Below are 19,604 nucleotides of genomic sequence, written 5' to 3' on the forward strand. Positions count from 1 at the left end.
ATTTTATGGGAAGGAAGCTTTTAAGCTCTTGTGAAACAGATTATAACAGTGATTTACATAGCTGGATTGACATAGAAAGACAGGTTGCTAATCTGGCTGAGGCAGGCTTCACACATACACAGTGGATGCAGAACTGGGAGGGTGAATATCTGTATAGTCCAAGTGAAATGTATCAGGTAAGGGATTTGCTACGCTATTATAATATTCATGCCCACAGTATCCATGCTTCTGAGGGAGGAAAGCGGACCATTATTGTAAATGGCAGAAAGCTATTCAGAAATCGGTATCGTCTGACAGATATTCGTAAGGATTATACCTCAAAGAATGAGTATACACGTCTTGCTGGTGTAGATTTGTTAAAAAACCGCATTGATTTATGCTCCCATATCGGGGCAGCCGTAATGGTACTGCATATGCAGCTTCCTTATAAGCTTTTTGAAGAAAAGCCACAGGAAAAGACGGATTACTTTGCCCAGGTATTTAAGTCCTTTGATGAAATAAAGGAATATGCAAAGGCAGCAGGAGTAAAAATCGCTCTGGAAAATATGATATGTACTCCTCAAAAATATCAGGAGGAACAATTTGACTTGCTTTTTGACAGGTATGAGGAGGAATTCCTTGGTTTTGCCTGGGATTCCGGCCATGCGACATTAATGTGCCGGAAGGATCCTTATCATTTTCTGAAAAAATACGGAAAGCGTATGTATGCAACCCATCTTCAGGACAATGAGTCGATTTCAGATGAATTGCTTTATCAGGAGGATGGAGACGAGGCAGACAGCCAGGTGCTGTTACATGATGCCCACTGGATACCGAATGTAGATGGTTCTCTCGGTAGAGGCATGATTAACTGGGAACTGGTTGCGGAATATGTTGCTAAGGCACCTGTGGAGCTCCCAGCAGACTTCGAGGTATGCATTGGCAATGAAGGGGAAAAGGAGCAGCTGAAAATCTGCCATACACAGGCAGAAAAATTCTATGAAATGGTATTAAAATATAAGAAATGATGTTTTTTCAGGGATGCTGTGAATATTGGGGTTATTGCAGCATCCCTGTCTGATGAAAGAGAGGAAAAGAATGGTTTTGGAAGTTCTGCGACAGGCCGGGATAGATGATATAACGGTAGGACAGGCAAAGAAGGCTTTGGAGCAGGCCGGGTTATCAGGCCAAATAAAAGAGTGTTATCCATTGAAGCGGGGAATGACAAACAGCTTATTTTATTTTTCAACGGATGAAGGAGCCTATCTTTTGAGAATTCCGGGAGCAGGAAGTGAAAAGCTGGTTGACCGGAAACAGGAGGCTGCTGTCTATCAGCTGCTGGCAGGGGAAAATATTACAGATCCGGTAATTTACATAGATCCAGTAAGTGGAATTAAAATAACGGAATACCTTTCGGAGGCAAAGGTATGTGATGTTGCGGATGCAGAGCAGGTACGCAGGTGTATGAGGCATTTATGTCATTTTCATGCTTTGCAGCTGCAAACACAAAACAGGTTCGAGCTATTTCGGAAAATAGAGGAATATGAAGCAGTTTGCCTTCATTCTCTGGAGATACTTCCGGATTATAAAAGACTGCGAGAACGGATTATGGCACTGGAGAAGGAAATTTCAAAAATACCAGGAGAAGAGTGTCTATGCCATATTGATGCAGTGTCGGATAATTTCCTTTTGCGGAGAGGGAAAATACATCTGATTGATTGGGAATATGCGGCGGTTTGTGATCCCCACATTGATATAGCGATGTTTTGTATTTATGCGGGCTATGGAAAAGGAAAAATAGATGAAACAATAGATTTTTATTTTAAAAATACCTGTGATGAAAGGGTGCGGAAAAAGATATATATGTATATTGCGGCTTGCGGTTTCCTGTGGACGATCTGGTGTGAGATAAAAAAAGATTCAGGGATAGATTATGGGGAATATGAAAAACAGCAATATGATTATGCAAAGGAGTTTTTGGAGATATGAGGGAAAAAATTGATATTACAGTATTATCGCTACCTTTTTTATCCGTTATAGGCTTATGCATCATTTTTGTTTTGTGGCCGGGGCAGGCAGTAGACGGTCTTTTTGTATTGAGAGGTTTTTTGGGAAATGAATTGGGCTGGTTTTACCTTCTGATTGGTTTGGGAGTATTTTTACTGTCAATGTTTCTGGCTTTTTCCAACTATGGGAAAATACGTCTGGGAGACAGTGATAAGCCTGAGTTTTCTAATTTTAAATGGGGAGCCATGATTTTCACTTCTACAATGGCAGCAGATATTCTGTATTACTCCTGTATTGAATGGGCACTTTATGGAAATGAAAGCCGGATGGAGGAATTAGGTGGTATGCAGCTGGGAGCTTCAACTTATCCACTTTTTCATTGGGGACCGATTCCGTGGAGCTTCTATATTGTATTGGCAGTTGCTTTCGGTTTCATGCTCCATGTGAGAAAGAGAACCAGGCAGTGCTTTAGTGAGGCCTGCCGGCCGATATTGGGAAGGTACACAGACGGTCCTTTAGGAAAGGGGATTAACCTTCTGGCAGTATTTGCACTTTTGGCGGGGACTGCAACAACGTTTTCTTTGGCAACACCTCTTCTGGCAGAAGGGATAGGAGATCTATTTCGTATAGAAAATTCGGTCTATCTGACAATTGGTATTTTGATTCTGGTAGCAGTTATTTACACTTTTGCAGTTATGTTTGGAATGAGGGGAATTTCTATTGCTGCCAGCATGTGTACCTGGCTTTTCTTTGGGCTGATTGCCTGGGTTCTATTTGCTGGTGGTGAGGCATTGTACATTGTAGAAACAGGCATCAGTGCAATCGGCAATCTGATGCAGAATTTTATCGGAATGACTACTTTTACAGATCCTTTGCGGGAGACAGGAAATGGTGTCACAGGCTTTGTCCAGGACTGGACAGTATTTTACTGGGCCTATTGGTTGGTATGGTGCGTTGCAACCCCATTTTTTATTGGTGTTATCAGTAAGGGAAGGACAATCCGTAATGTAGTGCTGGGGGGATATATCAGCGGGCTTGCAGGAACCTTTACCAGCTTTATTGTATTTGGAAATTATGGATTGGCACAGCAGATGAAGGGAAGACTGGATGTTATGGGGAATATAGCTAAGGGAGTTCCGGTGCCGACGGTAATTCTTGAGATTTTTCATACGCTACCCGGGAGCAAGGTGGCAATTCTGCTTCTGATTGTTACTATGCTTTCCTTTTATTCTACAACCTTTGATTCTCTTACCATGGTAATTTCCTGTTATTCTTATAAGAAGCTTCCGGCAGAGGAGACGCCAGACCGTAAAATTCGTGCTTTTTGGTCAATTATATTTATTATATTGCCAATTGGACTTATTTTTTCAGAGAATTCTATGAATAGCCTGCAGTCCCTGGCTATTATAGCGGCATTTCCAATCACTTTTGTTCTGCTGCTGATTATGGCATCCTTTTTTAAGGATGTAAAGCAGCATCAGCAGGAGCAACAGTAGAAAAATATTTGGGAAAAAGCAGGAATTTTACTTGACAGAATGACAATCTGATAATATAATAAATAAATGTGACGTGTCATGCACACGTTTTTTGTTGAGTGTAAAAATACTTAAGCCAAAGCCCCGGTAACAGTATTTTTCTGCATATAATATATTCCGGAAGAAAATGGAATAACCGATTAAGTTGAATTTTTCAAGGAGGTAAACCAATGAAAAGCTTTATGGCTAGTCCAGAGACAATTGAAAGAAAATGGTATGTAGTTGATGCTACAGGACATACATTAGGCCGTCTCAGTTCTGAGATTGCTTCTGTATTAAGAGGAAAGAACAAACCTACTTATACACCACACATTGATACCGGAGATTATGTAATCGTAATCAACGCTGATAAGATTAAGGTTACCGGTAAGAAGATGGAACAGAAAGTTTACTATCATCACTCTGATTATGTAGGCGGTATGAAGGAGACTACATTAAAAGAGATGCTGGCTAAGAAGCCGGAAAACGTTATTACTCTTGCAGTTAAGGGTATGCTTCCAAAGGGACCTTTAGGACGTGCTATGATTAAGAAGTTACATGTTTATGCTGGTTCAGAGCATGAGCATGCAGCACAGAAACCAGAAGTATTAGAAATCAAGGAAAGATATTAATTGGAAGCTGAAAGGAGGAAATAACAGTGGCTAACGCAAAATATTACGGAACAGGTAGAAGAAAAAGCAGCATTGCCAGAGTATATTTAGTACCTGGTACAGGCAAGGTTACAATCAATAAAAGAGATATGGATCAGTACTTCGGTCTTGAGACATTAAAGTTAATCGTTCGTCAGCCTCTTGCAGTTACTGAGACAGCTGATAGGTTCGATGTTATCGTAAACGTACGCGGTGGTGGCTTCACAGGCCAGGCTGGTGCTATCAGACATGGTATCTCCAGAGCGTTATTACAGGCAGACAGTGATTACCGTCCAGCTCTTAAGAAGGCAGGCTTCTTAACAAGAGATCCTCGTATGAAAGAGCGTAAGAAGTACGGCTTGAAGGCTGCGAGAAGAGCACCGCAGTTCTCAAAGAGATAATTCAATCGAATATCGAAAAAGAACAACAAACCCCGAAAATCAAGTATTTTCGGGGTTTTCTTTATATTCTGAAAATCTATCAAACACCATCAAAACACACGAAAATTTTCCAGTAACTAACAGGTAACACACAGGTAACTAACAAACGAAAATGTGTCCTCCGTAGGACTTTGCGTGTCCTCCGTAGGACAGCAAAAAAGACGGTATCAACCGCCTTTTTCACTGCAATATTCTATGATGCAAGACCGGACATCCTTTTTCGTGCGACAGTGGCACGAATGTCCGTCCTTGAATATGATGTCATATCCGTCGTGCATGTTTCCGGTGATGCCGGAAATCATTTCTCTGTTCTTTTCTGCAATCTGCATTGTGTCAAACATTCCACACTGGTCTTTTCTGACAAGGTCTTGCAGGTACGCATTGACAGACATTTCCTTGTCATCTGCAAGGGATTTGATGATGCTTTTCATTCCTTTAGGAACTTTCAACTCAATTCTCTCATAGCGTTCCTTGTCAAAAGCCTGTTTATCCGGTATATAAGAGCATGAGAACGACTGTATAATAAACATTGCTTTTATAAGCATCCCACACACGACTGACCTCTGATTTTGAGAAAGGTTTTCGATTGTATGCGTTTGGATTCCCTGCACCCTTGATGTTCACATATTCAACAAGATTCCTCTCTTTCGGGATGACCTCGTGGATGATAGCATATTTGTACATGAGACCGAAAAGGACTTTGAGTTTCCGGAGTGTAGGATAATTTTTGCCGGATTCATCGACAATCATCTGCAAGTGGTCAAGTTTAACATCAACAAACCTCATTCGGGCAATCTTTCCGCAGAGATTCCATGCTGCCTTGTAACCTTGAACATTTGAGTGACTGACAGTGGGATAATGTTCAGCACTCCATCGCTCATATATATCCTCAAAAGTGACCTTTGCAGCGTTCACATCATAAGGATTTGCGTTAAACTCTGCGAGGGCGGTCAATGCCTCTTTTCTAGTTGGATAGTACCCGATTACTGTATAAACCTGCTTTGACTTTCCTGTTTTCTCGTCGATTTCCCATCCACTTGTCTTTTTTGCGACATACGGATTCCGACGATTTCCGGACAGTTTATAGACAGAACCGAACCCGTTAGGGAGTTTCATTCTATCACCTCCGTAAAAATGAGTATAAAAATAAAACCAGTGCAAAAAGCACGGTTTTATGATAGAATGATAATGTTCGAGACATTCAAAACTTGTACTTTTTGCAGGGTATGAGAAAAATGTTTCAGCAAAGCGATTTCCGTTGCAGCGGAGGTCGCTTTTTTAATGCTTAAAAATAGGCGACAAGTTCATTGTCGAGGGTGTCGTCTCTTTCTTGTGCGTAGTCATTATAATCATAATCAACTATTTTGTAGAAAGAAACAACGATGTGAATTTCTCCAGTCTCGTCATCATATCCGAGGACTTGAGAGAAAATCGGGAGTTTGGTTTCAAGAGATTCCGTGATGTGTTTTGAAATAGATTCGTCAACAACACGACCGATGACCTCCGAATATATCTTTGCAATGATACCGTCTCCAGTAGAAGAAAACGAAATATCATCACAACAATGTATTTTTGAAAAATCCGGAAAAGTATCAAGTTTAGCAAGTTCAACATCGTCAAAGTGTTTTATCCTTGCATATTTCATGTCGTTTCCGATGTAGATTGTCGGAATCTCAATGGTCTTTTCGACTGGAGCAGGAGCGACGGGAGCAGTGAGTTCCTTTTCATACTGTTTTTGACAGGACGCACACAATCCGGTTCGGATATTCACCATCACGAAAAGTCCATGTTTTCCACATTTCACACATTTTGACATGCAGTCACCTCCGTTCAAATAATCTAAATATTTTCAACCTTGTAAACTTCCTTTTAGGAAAGGAGGTGAGCAAGATGAAAATTCTGTTATGGGAAACAAGAACCTCAAAGGGGTTCACATTGATGCAGTTGGCGACAAAATCCGGAATCGGAAAGAGTACGCTCAACAACATCGAAAACGGAAAGGTGTCACCGACATTGTTTCAACTTGAGACAATAGCGATTGCACTGGATGTAAAAATCACAGACCTTTTTGATTCCGAGTACAAATAATAATATTTTAACACATATATACATGAAAGAATGGAGTTGAGAGACGGTTTCCACAATTATGGAAATGAACATCAAAATTTCCACAATCATGGAAATATGTGCTATTCTGTACACGGAAAGGATGGTGATGTTCCTTGCAATACAAAGAGACTATAATTGAAATAGTCGGCAAGATACATAGTGAACGCATCCTCAAGAGGATATACAAATTCGTTTTGTATCTCTACACCCACGAGACTGGCGGTTGAAAAGACCGTCAGTCTTTTTCTTTTACTGAATTTCTGAATGACAGGAATGAATTTATCATATTATTCACGACAGCAATATCATCATCAGATGCGTACAACAATGCTTTAATCATTGCTTTTCTGTCATCGTTTTCACCTGCCATGATGCGGTCGATTCTTTCAAGGAAATCATCATCACTCTCGACGAACATGTTTCCATCTCCAGTAGTCAACCATATATAGTCAACACCAAACTCTCGACAGATGGATTTCGTCATCTGTTCAGTGAGATTTCTATTTCCTTTTTCGATGTTGGAAATCGCAACCTTTGTCACACCAACTCTGTCACCGAACTTTTCAAGCGTAAGTCCAAGAGAGGTTCTGACTTCTTTGATTCTTTCACCTTGCGTCATTGTTTGTCCTCCTTATCTCGATGTTTGTTCTTTAAGAATAACACTACAACAAATAAAAATCAATAAAAAAGTAATCAGAGATAACAAAAGGGGTTGACAAGGTAATCAAAGATAAATATAATGTAATCAAAGATAACGCAGGAGGGAAAGAAATGTACAAGGAAAGCATTTGCGAGATGGTAAATCAGATAAAAAGCGAAAAGACGCTAAAAAGAATCTACAAATTTGTAATGCATTTATGGTGCAGACAGTAAAAAGGAGGCGGTCACAATGGAGATAGGACGAATATTGCCGACCGAGGCTGCGGTGATTCTGAATGTGTCACCTCAATTCGTAAGAGTTGCAATGCAGCAGGGGAAACTCCCTATCGGAACAGCAATCAAGATGTCATCAATTTGGACATATCACATATCAGAGAAACTACTGCACGAATATTCCGGAAAGGACATCGAGCAGGAACTTGAAAGAATCAGAGGAAAGGAGTGACGGAAATGTCAAAGGACGAGAGAAAAGAGCAAATCGAGAGCATGGCAGAAAAGTTCGTTGAACTTGATGAAGATATTTATAAGGTGGCGAATTCAAGACTTGGTTGGTACAGAAGAAGTGGAATGGACGTAGTAAATTTCATTATCAGTAAAGATTTACTTGAAAATAGGATAAAAGATGGAGCAGGTCTGCTCAATCCCTTATCCTATTACTTAGTGAAAGTTGGAATGTAAATTGTAGAGCCGTATACGAGACCCGTACGTACGGTTCAATGGGAGGGGCGAGAAAATTATTCTCCCTCTACCCTATTAACATACAAATGAGATTATGAACGAGTTTGCAATTTTGCAATGAGTGCATCCTTGAGAACCTTTGAATAATTGAGACCAAGATTCTCACATGCAGTATTGAGCCATGCAGGGATGCTCAATGTTTTCTTGACAGCCTTGTCGTCGTATGCACGAGCATACTCGTCAAGGTTTACACAAACAAGATTGACAAGAGCATTTTCGTCATCTTTTTCGACAGAATCAAGTGAAGATGGAACAGGAAGAACATCACCATCACGCAATGAATTGAAAAGATATTGACCACAAGCCTCTTGAGCCATTGCGAAAGCATCTGCAAGATTATCTCCGTATGTGGCGAGGTCATTGAGGTCGGGAAAAATGACGGAGAATCGTCCGTCATCCTCCGGATAAAACACAGCAGGATAAATATAGTTCATATGAATCTCCTTTCTATTAAGGTGACAGGTCTCATTTGAGACCTGCCTGTTTGAGTATGGAGTTGACAACCCTTTGAGGAATGTCGCCTCGATGATTTGGGATTGTTACCTTTCCCGATTTAGTTGGATGCTTGTATTGATGATGTGAACCTTTCACATCCACGAGAAACCATCCATCATCAAGGACTTGTTTTTCAATTTCTCGAAATCTCATTTGTATTGTTTCCTCATTACAAGTATATAATACTACGTATTATACGTAATGTCAATAGAAAATACGTAAAATACGTAAATAATTTTCAAAAATAAAAACAAAGAATGTGTGAGAACAAGAGAAAAAACATAAGTAACAAACTGGTAACTAACAAAGAGCCGGAGAAGTGCATAAAATAAGGGTTCGGAACTATCGAAGAGATAATCTTTTGGAAACAAAGATATCAAGAAAATCCCATTTTACAAGGGTTACAGAAGTTGTGGAAAGTTGTCAGATGTGCTGGAATTTAAATCAAATGCAACACATATGCTACAGGTATGCAACAAAGATAATGATATGTATAGGACATTTTTCAGTAGAAATACTGGGGAATGTCCTTTCTTAATTTAAATCTTATTAATCGCATCTACAAGCTCCTTTATATCAAAGTGTGTGTATACTTTTTCGGTCAAAGTCATAGCACCAGAGCGCCCCACAATCTTCTTGATAATTGTCTGATTCACACCGGCTTCCGCTAACATGGAAATACAGGTATGCCTAAGGCAAAAGAAGCAGTTATGTTACTTGATAGAATCAAAGCTTTTGTATCATCATTTAGATTATTTGCACCTACCATTGAAGAATATGCTAATCAGGTGGAAGCGGATAAAACAATTGATGCCGGAAATTCATTTCGTGGGATATTGTATGAAATAGGAAAGCTGCTAGAGACATTCAAAGAACTAATAAAAGAAGGATTATGTTGGTTTCCAAGGCTTATGAGGTGGAAAACTTCCAAAGGGGAGGTAGCACCAGTATTTCTTGAAAAAAGTAATGGATGTTCATATGCGGTGTATGGATATATGAATGTGGAGACTAAGGAATACTATTCGAAAGAGACAATGCAATGGGAGGTTAGGGCGTACAATCGAACAGGGAATGTCGAACAGATGGATGCAAATATTGAGGCGATGGCGAGGAATTTGCAGGAGATGTTGAGGATAAGTGCGGAACAGAAGAGAATGTGGAAAGCATATGAGGGAAGGTAAAGTGAAAATGGATGCTAATACTTGTAACAAAGTTATTATATGTTAGCATCCAAAATATAACCATTTCTTCAAATAAACCATTGAAAAAACCAAATATAATGGTATAATTAAATAAAAAGTGTCCAATAATGAAAGAAATACGTTGCATAAAATGGAGATGAAAATATGAATTATACGGCAACTCAAATTGCAAAAAAATTAGACATTTCGAGATCATATTTATATTATTTAAAAGAGAATGGATTGATAGAGATTGAATTAAATGAAAAAGGAAGACCTATGTGGACGGAAGAGGTTTACGATAGGCTTAAAGAATATATAAAAAAAAATAATGTTGAGGAAAAGCCGGAAGTGCAAAAGCTTCCATATAAAACGACGAAGATAAATAATAGAAGATATTTAGGAAATAAATATAAGCTTTTGCCCTTTATTACAGAGGTAATTGAAAAAAAATGCGAAAATGTGAATACTGTAGCAGATATATTTGCTGGAACAGGTGCTGTAGCATCAGCTTTTACAGATAGAAAGATTATCACAAATGATATCATGTACAGTAATTATATATGTCATGTAGCTTGGTTTAGCAGTGAAGATTATTCTGAAGACAAAATAATAGATTTAATTATTTATTATAATAATAAGGTTGTTGAACAAGATAATTATATGAGTGAAAATTTTGCAGATACGTATTTTTCGCTTGTGGATTGTAGAAAGATTGGTTTTATCAGACAGGATATAGAAGATAGATTTAAAAAGGGGGAAATTAATACAAGAGAAAGAGCGTTATTAATAACATCTTTGTTGTATGCAATGGATAAAATTGCCAATACATGCGGACATTACGATGCATATAGAAAGGGAGCAGAATTTGAAAAACATCTAGAACTATATGTACCACAGCCTGATGAAAACTTAAATGAAAATAATGTGTGTTATAACATGGATACAAATGAGCTTGTTCCAAATATTGAGGCGGATTTAGTATATATTGACCCACCATATAATTCTAGACAGTATTGTGATGCATATCATCTATTGGAAAATGTTGCTCGATGGGAAAAACCAGAAGTATTTGGAGTTGCAAGAAAGATGGATAGAACAGCATTAAAGAGTGATTATTGCACGAAAAAAGCCACTGTGGCCTTTGAAAAATTAATTGATTCAATTCATGCTAAATATATTATGCTTTCATACAATAATATGGCGGAAAAAGGAAATGATAGATCTAATGCCAAAATAAGTGACGATGATATAATGCGAATACTTCAAAAAAAAGGAGAAGTTCAGGTATATACAGAGGATTATAAAGCATTTTCAACTGGAAAGTCCGATATAAAAGATAATCAAGAACGATTGTTTTTGTGTAAATGTTATGGAAGTGAAAAAGAAATAATTCCATCAGCGTTAAATTATACCGGAGGAAAGTATAAATTGCTTCCTCAAATACTACCTTTCTTCCCCAAGGATGCAGACAAGGTTGTTGATTTATTTTGTGGTGGTTGTAATGTTGGAATTAATGTGAATTGTAATAAAGTACAGTTCAATGACTCAAATGAATATTTAATGGGATTATTAGATACATTTAAACGATTATCTAAAGAAGAAATATTCATATGGATATACGAAACAATAGAAAAATATGACTTATCACTTGTAAGTAAAAATGGATATGAATACTATGGCTGTGAAAGCTCTAAAGGATTGGGGGCATATAACAAAGACGGATATAATAAGCTTAGAAAAGATTTTAATAGTAAAAAAGAGCGGGATGATGAGTATTACTTAATGTTATATTTGTTAATCGTATATTCTTTCAACAATCAATTGCGATTTAACAGGAAAGGTGAGTTTAATCTGCCAGTAGGTAAAAGAGATTTTAATTTAAAAATGCAACAAAAATTAGAAGGATTTCTTGACAGAATAAAAAGCGGAGATTATGGCTTTACAGCAGGAGACTTTAGAGAAGTAAATATAGATGAATTTACCGATAAAAGTTTCTTTTATGTAGATCCGCCTTATTTGATAACATGTGCAACGTATAATGAGCAGGACGGCTGGAACGAGCAGGACGAATATGATTTGTTGGCGTATTTGGAAGAATTGGATAAAAAAGGAATTCGATTTGCATTATCTAATGTTCTCGAGAGTAAAGGTAAAAAGAATGAAATTCTTGCAGATTGGATAAAGAAGCATAAAAAGTTTAAGGCTATATTGTTAGATTATGATTACAAAAACTCAAATTATCATACCAAACGAGAAGGTGTTACAAAGGAAGTATTAGTTGTTAATTACTAGAAGAAGGAGATGTGCGTATGCCAAATGAAATAGGTTTCAAGAGTTATTGTTGGTCCATCGGTACAACAAGTTATAGAACTGATAATTTCAACATGAGTATAGAATTACAAATGAAGTTGCTACAACAATTCAGAAATCTTCCGGAAAACAAAGAAAAAATATGGACAGGTAATAATGCTTTTCAAGCGGAGTACTATGAATTCCTTAAAAAGAGTAGCTTTATTAAAGGAGATGCACCTAGGCCAGATAAAGATGCTAGAGAGAAAACATCTGGATTAAGAGATATAGGGTTGTTGGATGATGAAAGAAATGTTACGGCAGCGGGGAAAGCATTAATTAATATTTCTGGATCGGAAGATTTTTCTTCTGATAATTTGCTTGAAATACCAAAGGATAGCTTCTTATATTTTAAACAGCTGCTTAAAACTTCCAATGATGTGGATAGTAATAAGGTTAGACCATTTGTAGTTTTTCTATATATTGTAAGCAAGGTGGAGTATCTTACATACGATGAATTCACATATTTGTTGCCTTTGTGTGTTAATAAAGAAACCACAGATATGATTATTGAATCAATTAAAGAATCACGAAAAGGAAAAATGAATTATGAAGATATTATTCTCTCTGTATTAATGGAAATGGACAATTATAAAACAGCATTGGCTATGTTGCAGGAAGAAGAAATATCAGAAGAATTAATATGCAATATTGGAATTAATCGTAAAAGTGCAAGGTACGATAAGCCATATTACGATTTATACAGGCTACTGAATATAATTGTTTTCTCAAAAGAAGATGTGACACTAGAGTTCTATGAGGCAACCAAGAAGCTAACAAATAGTAAGGTTGGAGGTGCCTGGAGGAAATATTTCTTTAATAGTAGTGCAAGAAGTGTAATTTCTAGAATGGGATTATCAGTCTTGAATGATGTTCCAATATTGAAAGCAGAGTCTACACAAGCATTCAATGAAGAGTTCTTCAAAATTATGCATTTGTTTAAGGCTAAGGCTACATTATCAGATTATTTTGATTTAAATAGAAGATATTTTAAGATTACGGATATCGTTTTATTTGAAGATAATAAAGTTAAACTCGATGTTTTGCCAAAATGTTATATTGAAAGTATAGCTGATAATTTGCTTGATATTGCATATAAAGAAACGAAACTTATTTCAGAAAATGTAAATCTTGAAGACATTCATCCATGCCTAAAGATTGATGCGGATAGCTTGTATCAGACATTAGGAAAAACATTAGGGAAAAGTATTACAGATAAAGAATCAGCTCGTCAGGTTATTAAGGACGAAAGATATGCTCGTTTTAATAAGCTAATAGATGAAAAATTTGACAGGGATACACTTATTGCATTATTTACCCATTTTGAGAATAGAGAAGATAATGAGATAAGAAGTTTAGTTACCGACAATGCTGATATACCGACTATTTTTGAGTATGTACTGGGGATTGCATGGTATATAATAAGTGATAGAAAAGGTGATGTTCTTAAATATATGAACTTGTCACTGGAGGCGGATTTGTTGCCAAAGACTCATGCAGGCGGTGGAGAAGCAGATATTGTATGGAAGTATGAGAAATCAGAGTGGTATCCTCAACATACTTTATTGCTGGAAGCAACTCTAGCAGATGGCTCTAATCAAAGAAGAATGGAGATGGAACCAGTATCAAGACATTTAGGGGATTATTGCTTGTTACATCCAGAAGATGAGACATATTGTGTTTTTGTAACAACAAACCTAAATATAAATGTCGTATCAGATTTTAGAGCTAGAAGATTTATGCAGTACTACAATGCCGCAGGAACTGATTACATAACCGGAATGAAGATATTGCCAATACAGACAACAGAATTAAAAACACTGCTTAGATTTGATGTAAGATACCCTCAAATATATAAGATGTTGGACAAGGCTTACAATAGTAGCGAAGCTCCAAAGGAATGGTATGAGAATAATATTGTAAGAGAAACCGGATTTTATAATGGGCAGGAGATATAGGAATGTATTTATAAGTTGTATCATTCTTTTATACCTGAATCCGTGAAACTTGTTGACTCAGTTTATGGCTAATGCCTGATAAATACAGGGTGTAACACGGTTTCATTTCCAGTTTCTGTTTTCACCCAATGGGTGAAGATAAAAAACATACAAAATCCTTATATTTCCTATGATTTTAGCACCTCGTGTAGTAAAATATAAGTATCAAATATTTGAGGTGGACACTTATGAAAAAGCTCGTAATCGAATTTTCCAATGAACGACTAATTACTCCTAGCGGATTATCTCTTGTGGGACAGATTTCTGATCAAATTTTCATTAAAAAAAGAGAATTGAAATACATAGAGGAATAGAAGCTCACTTTACGGACTCCAATCCTCATCCATGGCATCAGCCCATGACTGTAACTCACCATTAAGCGCCAGTGCAGCATATTTTATAGGCTCCTCAATGGCAAGGTTCATGGGGCTTTTGCTATACCGGAATCAGAAAGGACACATTCATCATGATTTTAAGCGTAAGTCGCAGAACTGATATTCCAAATTATTATGCAGAATGGTTTTTCAATAGAATAAAAGAAGGCTTTGTATATGTGCGGAATCCAATGAATATGCATCAGGTCAGCAAGATTGATATATCATCAGATGTGGTTGATTGTATTGTTTTCTGGACCAAAAATCCGGAACCGATGATAAGCAGATTGGACGAACTTGCAGAATATAAATATTATTTCCAGTTTACATTAACGGGTTATGGGAAAGACATAGAGTGTAATGTCCCACATAAAAAGGATAAAATGATTCCGATATTTCAGGAATTATCAAAAAGAATTGGAAAGCAAAAGGTTATATGGAGATATGACCCGATTATTTTTACAAAGAAATATACACCGGAATACCATCTAAAAGCATTTGAACAAATTGCAATGGCACTTAGAGAATATACAGAGAGGTGTGTTATAAGCTTCGTTGATGTATATGCTAAGAATAAAAGGAATATGAAATTGCTTGACTCATATGAAATTGATAAATTAGAGCTATTGGAGTTTGCAAGGAACATAAGTGAAATTGCAAAAAGAAATGGAATGGGAATAGGCAGTTGTGCTGAAAGCATAGATTTAGGTGAGTGTGGTATAGAACATAATTGTTGTATCGACAAAGCCCTTATAGAAGAAATAATGAACTGCAAGCTAAAAGCGGGAAAAGATAAAAATCAACGGCAGGAATGTGGATGTATAGAAAGTGTAGAGATTGGTACCTATAATACATGCAAAAACGGATGCAAGTATTGTTATGCAAACTATAGTGGAGAAAGTGTTGCAAGGAATTGCAGAAAATATGATCCGGCGTCACCGATATTGTGTGGAACGATTGACGAAAATGATAAGATAACAGAACGAAAGGTGAGATCTTTAAAAGAAGAACAGTTGCTTCAACTAAATTTTTGTGATATTATGTAAGAAGTAAACTTCAGGAGGTGAACAGAATGGATAGTTGTGATAGTCATGGGCAAAGTAATAATGGTGGAAATCCTTATGCAGCTGGGACTTTAGCAACGCAGCTGTTCTGTTTGGGTGTGATTGGGCGGTGAGGCAGCTTTAAAGCCGCTTCTCCATATAGCAGATAAGGTTTTCCATCGTATGTCATGATCTAATATTGCAGCAAAAGGCTCGTATGTTTGAAAATGCATAGGATGGATTTTTTATGCCCTTTTTTCGATGTATGAGCGAGAAATATCGAAGGACATTGCTGGAAGGAGGAAAACCATGAAAGAAAGCTATGTACAGGAAATTATAGATTTAATCCGGAGGGAAAGAAGAGAAGAGGAGCTTTTAAAGCAGCTGGAAAGGTACCATGAAAATGATATTGCAGAGGCACTAGAGCTTTTGACAGGGGAAGAGAGGAAAAGGCTGTACCGGATTCTTGGGCCGGAGCGTATTTCAGAGATATTTTCCTATTTGGATGATGCCAGTAGCTATCTTGAAGAAATGGAACTGGCAAATGCGACAGAGATTATCGGAAATATGGATTCTGATGATGCGGTGGATGTTTTAGAAAATATGGATGAGGAAGTCCAGAAGAAAATCGTCAGCCTGCTAAATGCAGAAAGCAGTCGGGATATTAAGCTGATTCGCTCTTATGATGAGGATGAGATTGGAAGCAAAATGACGACCAATTACATTGAGATAAAAAAAGGACTAAATGTGAAGCAGGCCATGAAGGAGCTGATTTCGCAGGCGGAAGACAATGACAACATCTATACGGTATATGTTTGTAATGAGGATGGCTCTTTCTATGGGGCACTGGATTTAAAGGATTTGATTACAGCCAGAGAGCATGCGGATTTACAAGCTCTTATCAGCAATGCCTATCCTTTTGTGCGTGATCATGAAAAGGTAGCAGACTGTCTGGAAAAAATTAAGGGATATGCAGAGGATTCCATTCCGGTATTAAATGAAAAGAATCAGATTTTGGGAGTTATTACATCCCAGGACATTATCGAAGTGGTTGATGATGAGCTGGGTGACGATTATGCAAAGCTGGCGGGCTTGACTGCAGAGGAGGATCTGAATGAAAATCTTTTTGAAAGCATGAAAAAAAGGCTGCCCTGGCTGATAGTCCTCTTAGCCTTGGGGATTGGCGTATCCTCTGTTGTAGGTATTTTTGAACAGGTGGTAGCACAGATTGCTATTATTGTATGCTTTCAATCACTGATTTTAGATATGGCGGGCAATGTAGGAACCCAGTCTCTGGCTGTAACTATACGAGTGCTGATGGATGGACATTTAAAGACCTCACAAAAGCTACAGCTGGTACTTAAGGAGATGCGGGTGGGCCTTTGCAATGGATTGGTGCTTGGCGTTCTATCCTTTGCATTTATTGGAATATATATCTGGCAGATGAAAAACTATGATGTATTTTTTGCCTTTACAGTATCCTTATGTGTGGGTGTTGCTTTAATGGCGGCTATGGTAATTTCAAGTATGATAGGAACCATTGTACCTATGTTTTTTCACAGAATCCATATTGATCCGGCTGTCGCATCGGGGCCGTTGATTACGACGATTAACGATTTGGTGGCTGTAATTTCCTATTATGGATTGGCGTGGGGATTGCTGATAAAGGTGCTCCATGTGGTGTAAATTATAGTTGAAGAAAACTGCCAATAGTGGCATAATAAGGTATAAGCAAAGGCAAAGCGTAAAACGTAATTTTCGGCGGAGGACACTGCATGACCGTTAGTATTTTATTTGTTGCTGCAGTGATTTTTCTGAGCGTTTTAGCAAATAAGCTTTCAAATAAATTTGGTATGCCAACACTTATTTTGTTTATGTTCATTGGTATGCTGTTTGGAAGCGACGGCATTTTTAAAATTCATTTTGATAATTTTGAGCTGACGGAAACAGTCTGTTCGATGGCTTTAGTATTCATCATGTTTTATGGCGGCTTTAACCTGAAATGGAAGCTGGCAAGACCGATTGCAGTACAGGCAGTCCTTCTGTCTACTGTCGGCGTTGCTGTTACAGCTGGTGTTACGACCGTTTTGTGCCGGGGATTTTTAGATATGTCATGGATAGAGAGCTTTTTAATTGGTGCTGTATTATCCTCAACAGATGCTGCCAGCGTATTTTCTATTTTACGACAGAAAAAGCTGAATCTTCGGGATGGGACGGCCTCTCTTCTGGAGATGGAGAGTGGAAGTAATGACCCGATGTCCTATATGCTTACGGTAATTGCCATTGGGATGATGGGAGCCAGAAGCAGTGAAAATATACTTTTGAGTATTTATTTTATGGGAATTATCGTAGGAAACAGCCGAATTAAAAATAAAGAAATTTTGATTCCCTTTTTTGATGGAGTTACCAGTCTGGCACAGATTTTGATTTTCTTCCTGCTGGGACTTTTGACCTTTCCGCACAAAATGCCTGAAATTATGCTTGCAGCATTAGCAGTAGCCGTGTTTATTACCCTGGTTGCCAGACCGGTGGCGGTGTTTTTACTGCTGCTTCCGTTCCAGTGCAGTATCCGGCAGTGTCTTTTGGTATCCTTTGCGGGACTGCGAGGTGCTGCATCTTCTGTATTTGCGATTATGGTAGTAGCAAGCGGAGCCAGTATTTCCTACGACCTGTTTCATATTGTATTTATGGTATCTCTGTTTTCTGTTGCGATTCAGGGGACACTGCTTCCGACCATAGCCAGAAAACTATCGATGGTGGATAATCAGACAGATGTAAGGAAAACCTTTAACGATTATCAGGAGGAATCAGCTATTACCTTAATGCGGATGCACATTCCAAAGGGACATAGCTGGGAGAATAAGCTTATCAGGGAAATTCATGTACCGACAGGCTCTCTCGCAATTATGCTGAAGCGGGGGAAGGAAACGATTATTACAAAAGGTGATACACGGATTCACACAGGAGATGATGTGATTTTAAGTGTGCCAGCCTATGAGGCAGCAGAGCATGAAAGGCTGGAGGAAATCGTAATCGGCAAAAAGCATAATTGGTGTGATAAGACTATTGCCGAGCTTGAGCTTCCGCCAAAGGAGCTGATTGCCTTGATTTTGAGAGAGAATGACAATATAATACCAGATGGAAAAACACGAATTCAGGAGGGAGATATTGTAGTCAAAACCCTGCTTGAAGACAAAAAAGTATAAAGAACAATGTACAAAGGAGGATGCTATTATGTTTGAATTTACCGATGATTGTATCATAGGAATTGAGCAGTTGGATGATGAGCACAGATATTTATTTGAGCTTTTGAATAAAGGAATGGATATGGTGCAGAATAATTATCTGAGTGACCAGTATGAGGATTTGAGAAACCTGATGATGGAGCTGGAGGATTATGCGGAGCGGCATTTTGCAGATGAAGAAGCTTATATGGAGCAGATTCGTGACCCGGAGCTGATTTTACAGCGTTCTCAGCACATGATTTTCCGAGAGAAAATCCGTGGCTGGTCCTTTGAAAATATTGATGATGAAAAAAATCAGCAAAGAGTGCTGGAGGAGCTTTTAAACTTTTTGGCAAAATGGCTTTATCACCACATTATTGCCAGTGACACAATGATTGGGAAGCTGCCGCCGTTAGAGGAGTGGATGCTTAAGGAAAATCCATGTGAATTTACCGAGGAATACCGAACCGGAATTGAGCTGGTGGATAAGGAGCATGAAGAATTGTTCCGCATTATAGATGAGGTAAACCAGCTGGTTCGGGAACAGGTGGATAAAAGTGATATTCCGCGGATTATGGAGATTCTCCATCAGCTGGAGAAATACACCAGATTTCATTTTCAGGATGAAGAGGAATATATGGAGAGCATACAGTATGATGGTCTGACAGCACAGAAGCGGGCCCATGCAGCCTTTATTGAAAAGCTTGCAGGAATAACTGCGGAAAAGATTGAGGAAAAGCCACAGGAATATATGGAAAGCCTGATAGAGTTTTTATTAGGCTGGCTGATTCAGCATATTCTGCATGTGGATAAGAAAATTCCATTAAAATAGCTGACTTAA

At 38.1% G+C, this 19,604-nt stretch carries 21 protein-coding genes and 1 pseudogene; 15 read left to right on the top strand and 7 right to left on the bottom strand.

The window, feature by feature from the left end; genetic code table 11:
- Nucleotides 1-5: 5 nt before the first annotated feature.
- The 5 genes from ASU35_RS06170 to rpsI all read left to right on the top strand — a co-directional run bounded on the left by ASU35_RS06170 (nt 6) and on the right by rpsI (nt 4,551).
- Nucleotides 6-1,007: a sugar phosphate isomerase/epimerase family protein gene (locus ASU35_RS06170; protein WP_058352172.1), complete on the top strand. Its 1,002-nt coding sequence runs from the start codon at nt 6-8 to the stop codon at nt 1,005-1,007.
- 70 nt (nt 1,008-1,077) lie between these two features.
- Complete coding sequence (locus tag ASU35_RS06175) at nt 1,078-1,968, top strand: choline/ethanolamine kinase family protein (RefSeq protein ID WP_058352173.1); 891 nt, start codon at nt 1,078-1,080, stop codon at nt 1,966-1,968.
- Entirely contained in the window at nt 1,965-3,482 is a 1,518-nt protein-coding gene (locus ASU35_RS06180; RefSeq protein ID WP_058352174.1) for a BCCT family transporter, read from the top strand. Before ASU35_RS06175 ends, ASU35_RS06180 begins: the two co-directional genes overlap by 4 nt.
- A 209-nt stretch (nt 3,483-3,691) precedes the next feature.
- Nucleotides 3,692-4,132, top strand: coding sequence for a 50S ribosomal protein L13 (gene rplM, locus ASU35_RS06185; RefSeq protein WP_058352175.1), 441 nt, complete (start codon nt 3,692-3,694; stop codon nt 4,130-4,132).
- Nucleotides 4,133-4,158: 26 nt separating this feature from the next.
- Complete coding sequence (rpsI, locus tag ASU35_RS06190; protein ID WP_058352176.1) at nt 4,159-4,551, top strand: 30S ribosomal protein S9; 393 nt, start codon at nt 4,159-4,161, stop codon at nt 4,549-4,551.
- Nucleotides 4,552-4,757: 206 nt separating this feature from the next.
- Here the strand turns inward: rpsI and ASU35_RS06195 are convergent, their stop codons facing one another.
- The 3 genes from ASU35_RS06195 to ASU35_RS06205 all read right to left on the bottom strand — a co-directional run bounded on the left by ASU35_RS06195 (nt 4,758) and on the right by ASU35_RS06205 (nt 6,406).
- A complete protein-coding gene (locus tag ASU35_RS06195) occupies nt 4,758-5,120 on the bottom strand; it encodes a hypothetical protein (RefSeq protein ID WP_058352177.1) in 363 nt (120 codons plus the stop codon).
- Entirely contained in the window at nt 5,077-5,706 is a 630-nt protein-coding gene (locus ASU35_RS06200; protein ID WP_058352178.1) for a hypothetical protein, read from the bottom strand. Before ASU35_RS06200 ends, ASU35_RS06195 begins: the two co-directional genes overlap by 44 nt.
- A 169-nt stretch (nt 5,707-5,875) precedes the next feature.
- Nucleotides 5,876-6,406, bottom strand: coding sequence for a hypothetical protein (locus tag ASU35_RS06205; protein WP_058352179.1), 531 nt, complete (start codon nt 6,404-6,406; stop codon nt 5,876-5,878).
- 74 nt (nt 6,407-6,480) lie between these two features.
- On the opposite strand from ASU35_RS06205, the gene ASU35_RS06210 reads away from it, so the two are divergent.
- Nucleotides 6,481-6,678 carry a helix-turn-helix domain-containing protein gene (locus ASU35_RS06210; RefSeq protein ID WP_058352180.1) on the top strand — a complete coding sequence of 66 codons (198 nt, stop codon included), beginning with the start codon at nt 6,481-6,483 and terminating at the stop codon, nt 6,676-6,678.
- A gap of 256 nt (nt 6,679-6,934) precedes the next feature.
- Here the strand turns inward: ASU35_RS06210 and ASU35_RS06215 are convergent, their stop codons facing one another.
- On the bottom strand, nt 6,935-7,318 hold the full coding sequence (locus ASU35_RS06215) for a helix-turn-helix domain-containing protein (RefSeq protein WP_058352181.1): 384 nt from the start codon (nt 7,316-7,318) through the stop codon (nt 6,935-6,937).
- Nucleotides 7,319-7,588: 270 nt separating this feature from the next.
- Between ASU35_RS06215 and ASU35_RS06220 the strand changes: the two genes are divergently transcribed.
- Nucleotides 7,589-7,804 (top strand): hypothetical protein, encoded by a 216-nt coding sequence (locus tag ASU35_RS06220; protein WP_058352182.1) that lies wholly within the window; start codon nt 7,589-7,591, stop codon nt 7,802-7,804.
- Nucleotides 7,805-7,809: 5 nt separating this feature from the next.
- A complete protein-coding gene (locus ASU35_RS06225; RefSeq protein ID WP_242861212.1) occupies nt 7,810-8,037 on the top strand; it encodes a hypothetical protein in 228 nt (75 codons plus the stop codon).
- A 92-nt stretch (nt 8,038-8,129) separates the two neighbouring features.
- On the opposite strand, the gene ASU35_RS06230 is transcribed toward ASU35_RS06225, so the two are convergent.
- From ASU35_RS06230 to ASU35_RS20910, 3 genes and pseudogenes are all read right to left on the bottom strand, one after another.
- Nucleotides 8,130-8,531, bottom strand: coding sequence for a type II toxin-antitoxin system HicB family antitoxin (locus tag ASU35_RS06230; protein ID WP_058352183.1), 402 nt, complete (start codon nt 8,529-8,531; stop codon nt 8,130-8,132).
- 31 nt (nt 8,532-8,562) lie between these two features.
- On the bottom strand, nt 8,563-8,745 hold the full coding sequence (locus tag ASU35_RS06235) for a type II toxin-antitoxin system HicA family toxin (RefSeq protein WP_058352184.1): 183 nt from the start codon (nt 8,743-8,745) through the stop codon (nt 8,563-8,565).
- A 386-nt stretch (nt 8,746-9,131) separates the two neighbouring features.
- Nucleotides 9,132-9,290: pseudogene (locus tag ASU35_RS20910) on the bottom strand (tyrosine-type recombinase/integrase); the annotation flags it as partial.
- Here ASU35_RS20910 and ASU35_RS06240 point away from each other — a divergent pair.
- From ASU35_RS06240 to ASU35_RS06275, 7 genes are all read left to right on the top strand, one after another.
- Complete coding sequence (locus ASU35_RS06240) at nt 9,279-9,773, top strand: hypothetical protein (protein WP_242861213.1); 495 nt, start codon at nt 9,279-9,281, stop codon at nt 9,771-9,773. The pseudogene ASU35_RS20910 and the gene ASU35_RS06240 sit on opposite strands and share 12 nt — an antisense overlap.
- A 165-nt stretch (nt 9,774-9,938) precedes the next feature.
- The gene (locus tag ASU35_RS06245) at nt 9,939-12,068 is read left to right on the top strand and encodes a Dam family site-specific DNA-(adenine-N6)-methyltransferase (RefSeq protein ID WP_058352185.1); all 2,130 of its coding nucleotides are present in this window, start codon (nt 9,939-9,941) and stop codon (nt 12,066-12,068) included.
- 17 nt (nt 12,069-12,085) lie between these two features.
- Nucleotides 12,086-14,083 (top strand): AlwI family type II restriction endonuclease, encoded by a 1,998-nt coding sequence (locus tag ASU35_RS06250; RefSeq protein WP_058352186.1) that lies wholly within the window; start codon nt 12,086-12,088, stop codon nt 14,081-14,083.
- Nucleotides 14,084-14,588: 505 nt separating this feature from the next.
- A complete protein-coding gene (locus ASU35_RS06260; RefSeq protein ID WP_058352187.1) occupies nt 14,589-15,542 on the top strand; it encodes a DUF1848 domain-containing protein in 954 nt (317 codons plus the stop codon).
- A 306-nt stretch (nt 15,543-15,848) separates the two neighbouring features.
- Nucleotides 15,849-17,225, top strand: coding sequence for a magnesium transporter (mgtE, locus tag ASU35_RS06265; RefSeq protein ID WP_058352188.1), 1,377 nt, complete (start codon nt 15,849-15,851; stop codon nt 17,223-17,225).
- An 89-nt stretch (nt 17,226-17,314) separates the two neighbouring features.
- Nucleotides 17,315-18,745, top strand: coding sequence for a cation:proton antiporter domain-containing protein (locus tag ASU35_RS06270; RefSeq protein ID WP_058352189.1), 1,431 nt, complete (start codon nt 17,315-17,317; stop codon nt 18,743-18,745).
- A 28-nt stretch (nt 18,746-18,773) separates the two neighbouring features.
- Nucleotides 18,774-19,595, top strand: coding sequence for a bacteriohemerythrin (locus ASU35_RS06275; RefSeq protein WP_058352212.1), 822 nt, complete (start codon nt 18,774-18,776; stop codon nt 19,593-19,595).
- Nucleotides 19,596-19,604: the final 9 nt, after the last annotated feature.

Source organism: Acetivibrio ethanolgignens (assembly GCF_001461035.1).
Lineage (GTDB): Bacteria > Bacillota > Clostridia > Lachnospirales > Lachnospiraceae > Velocimicrobium > Velocimicrobium ethanolgignens.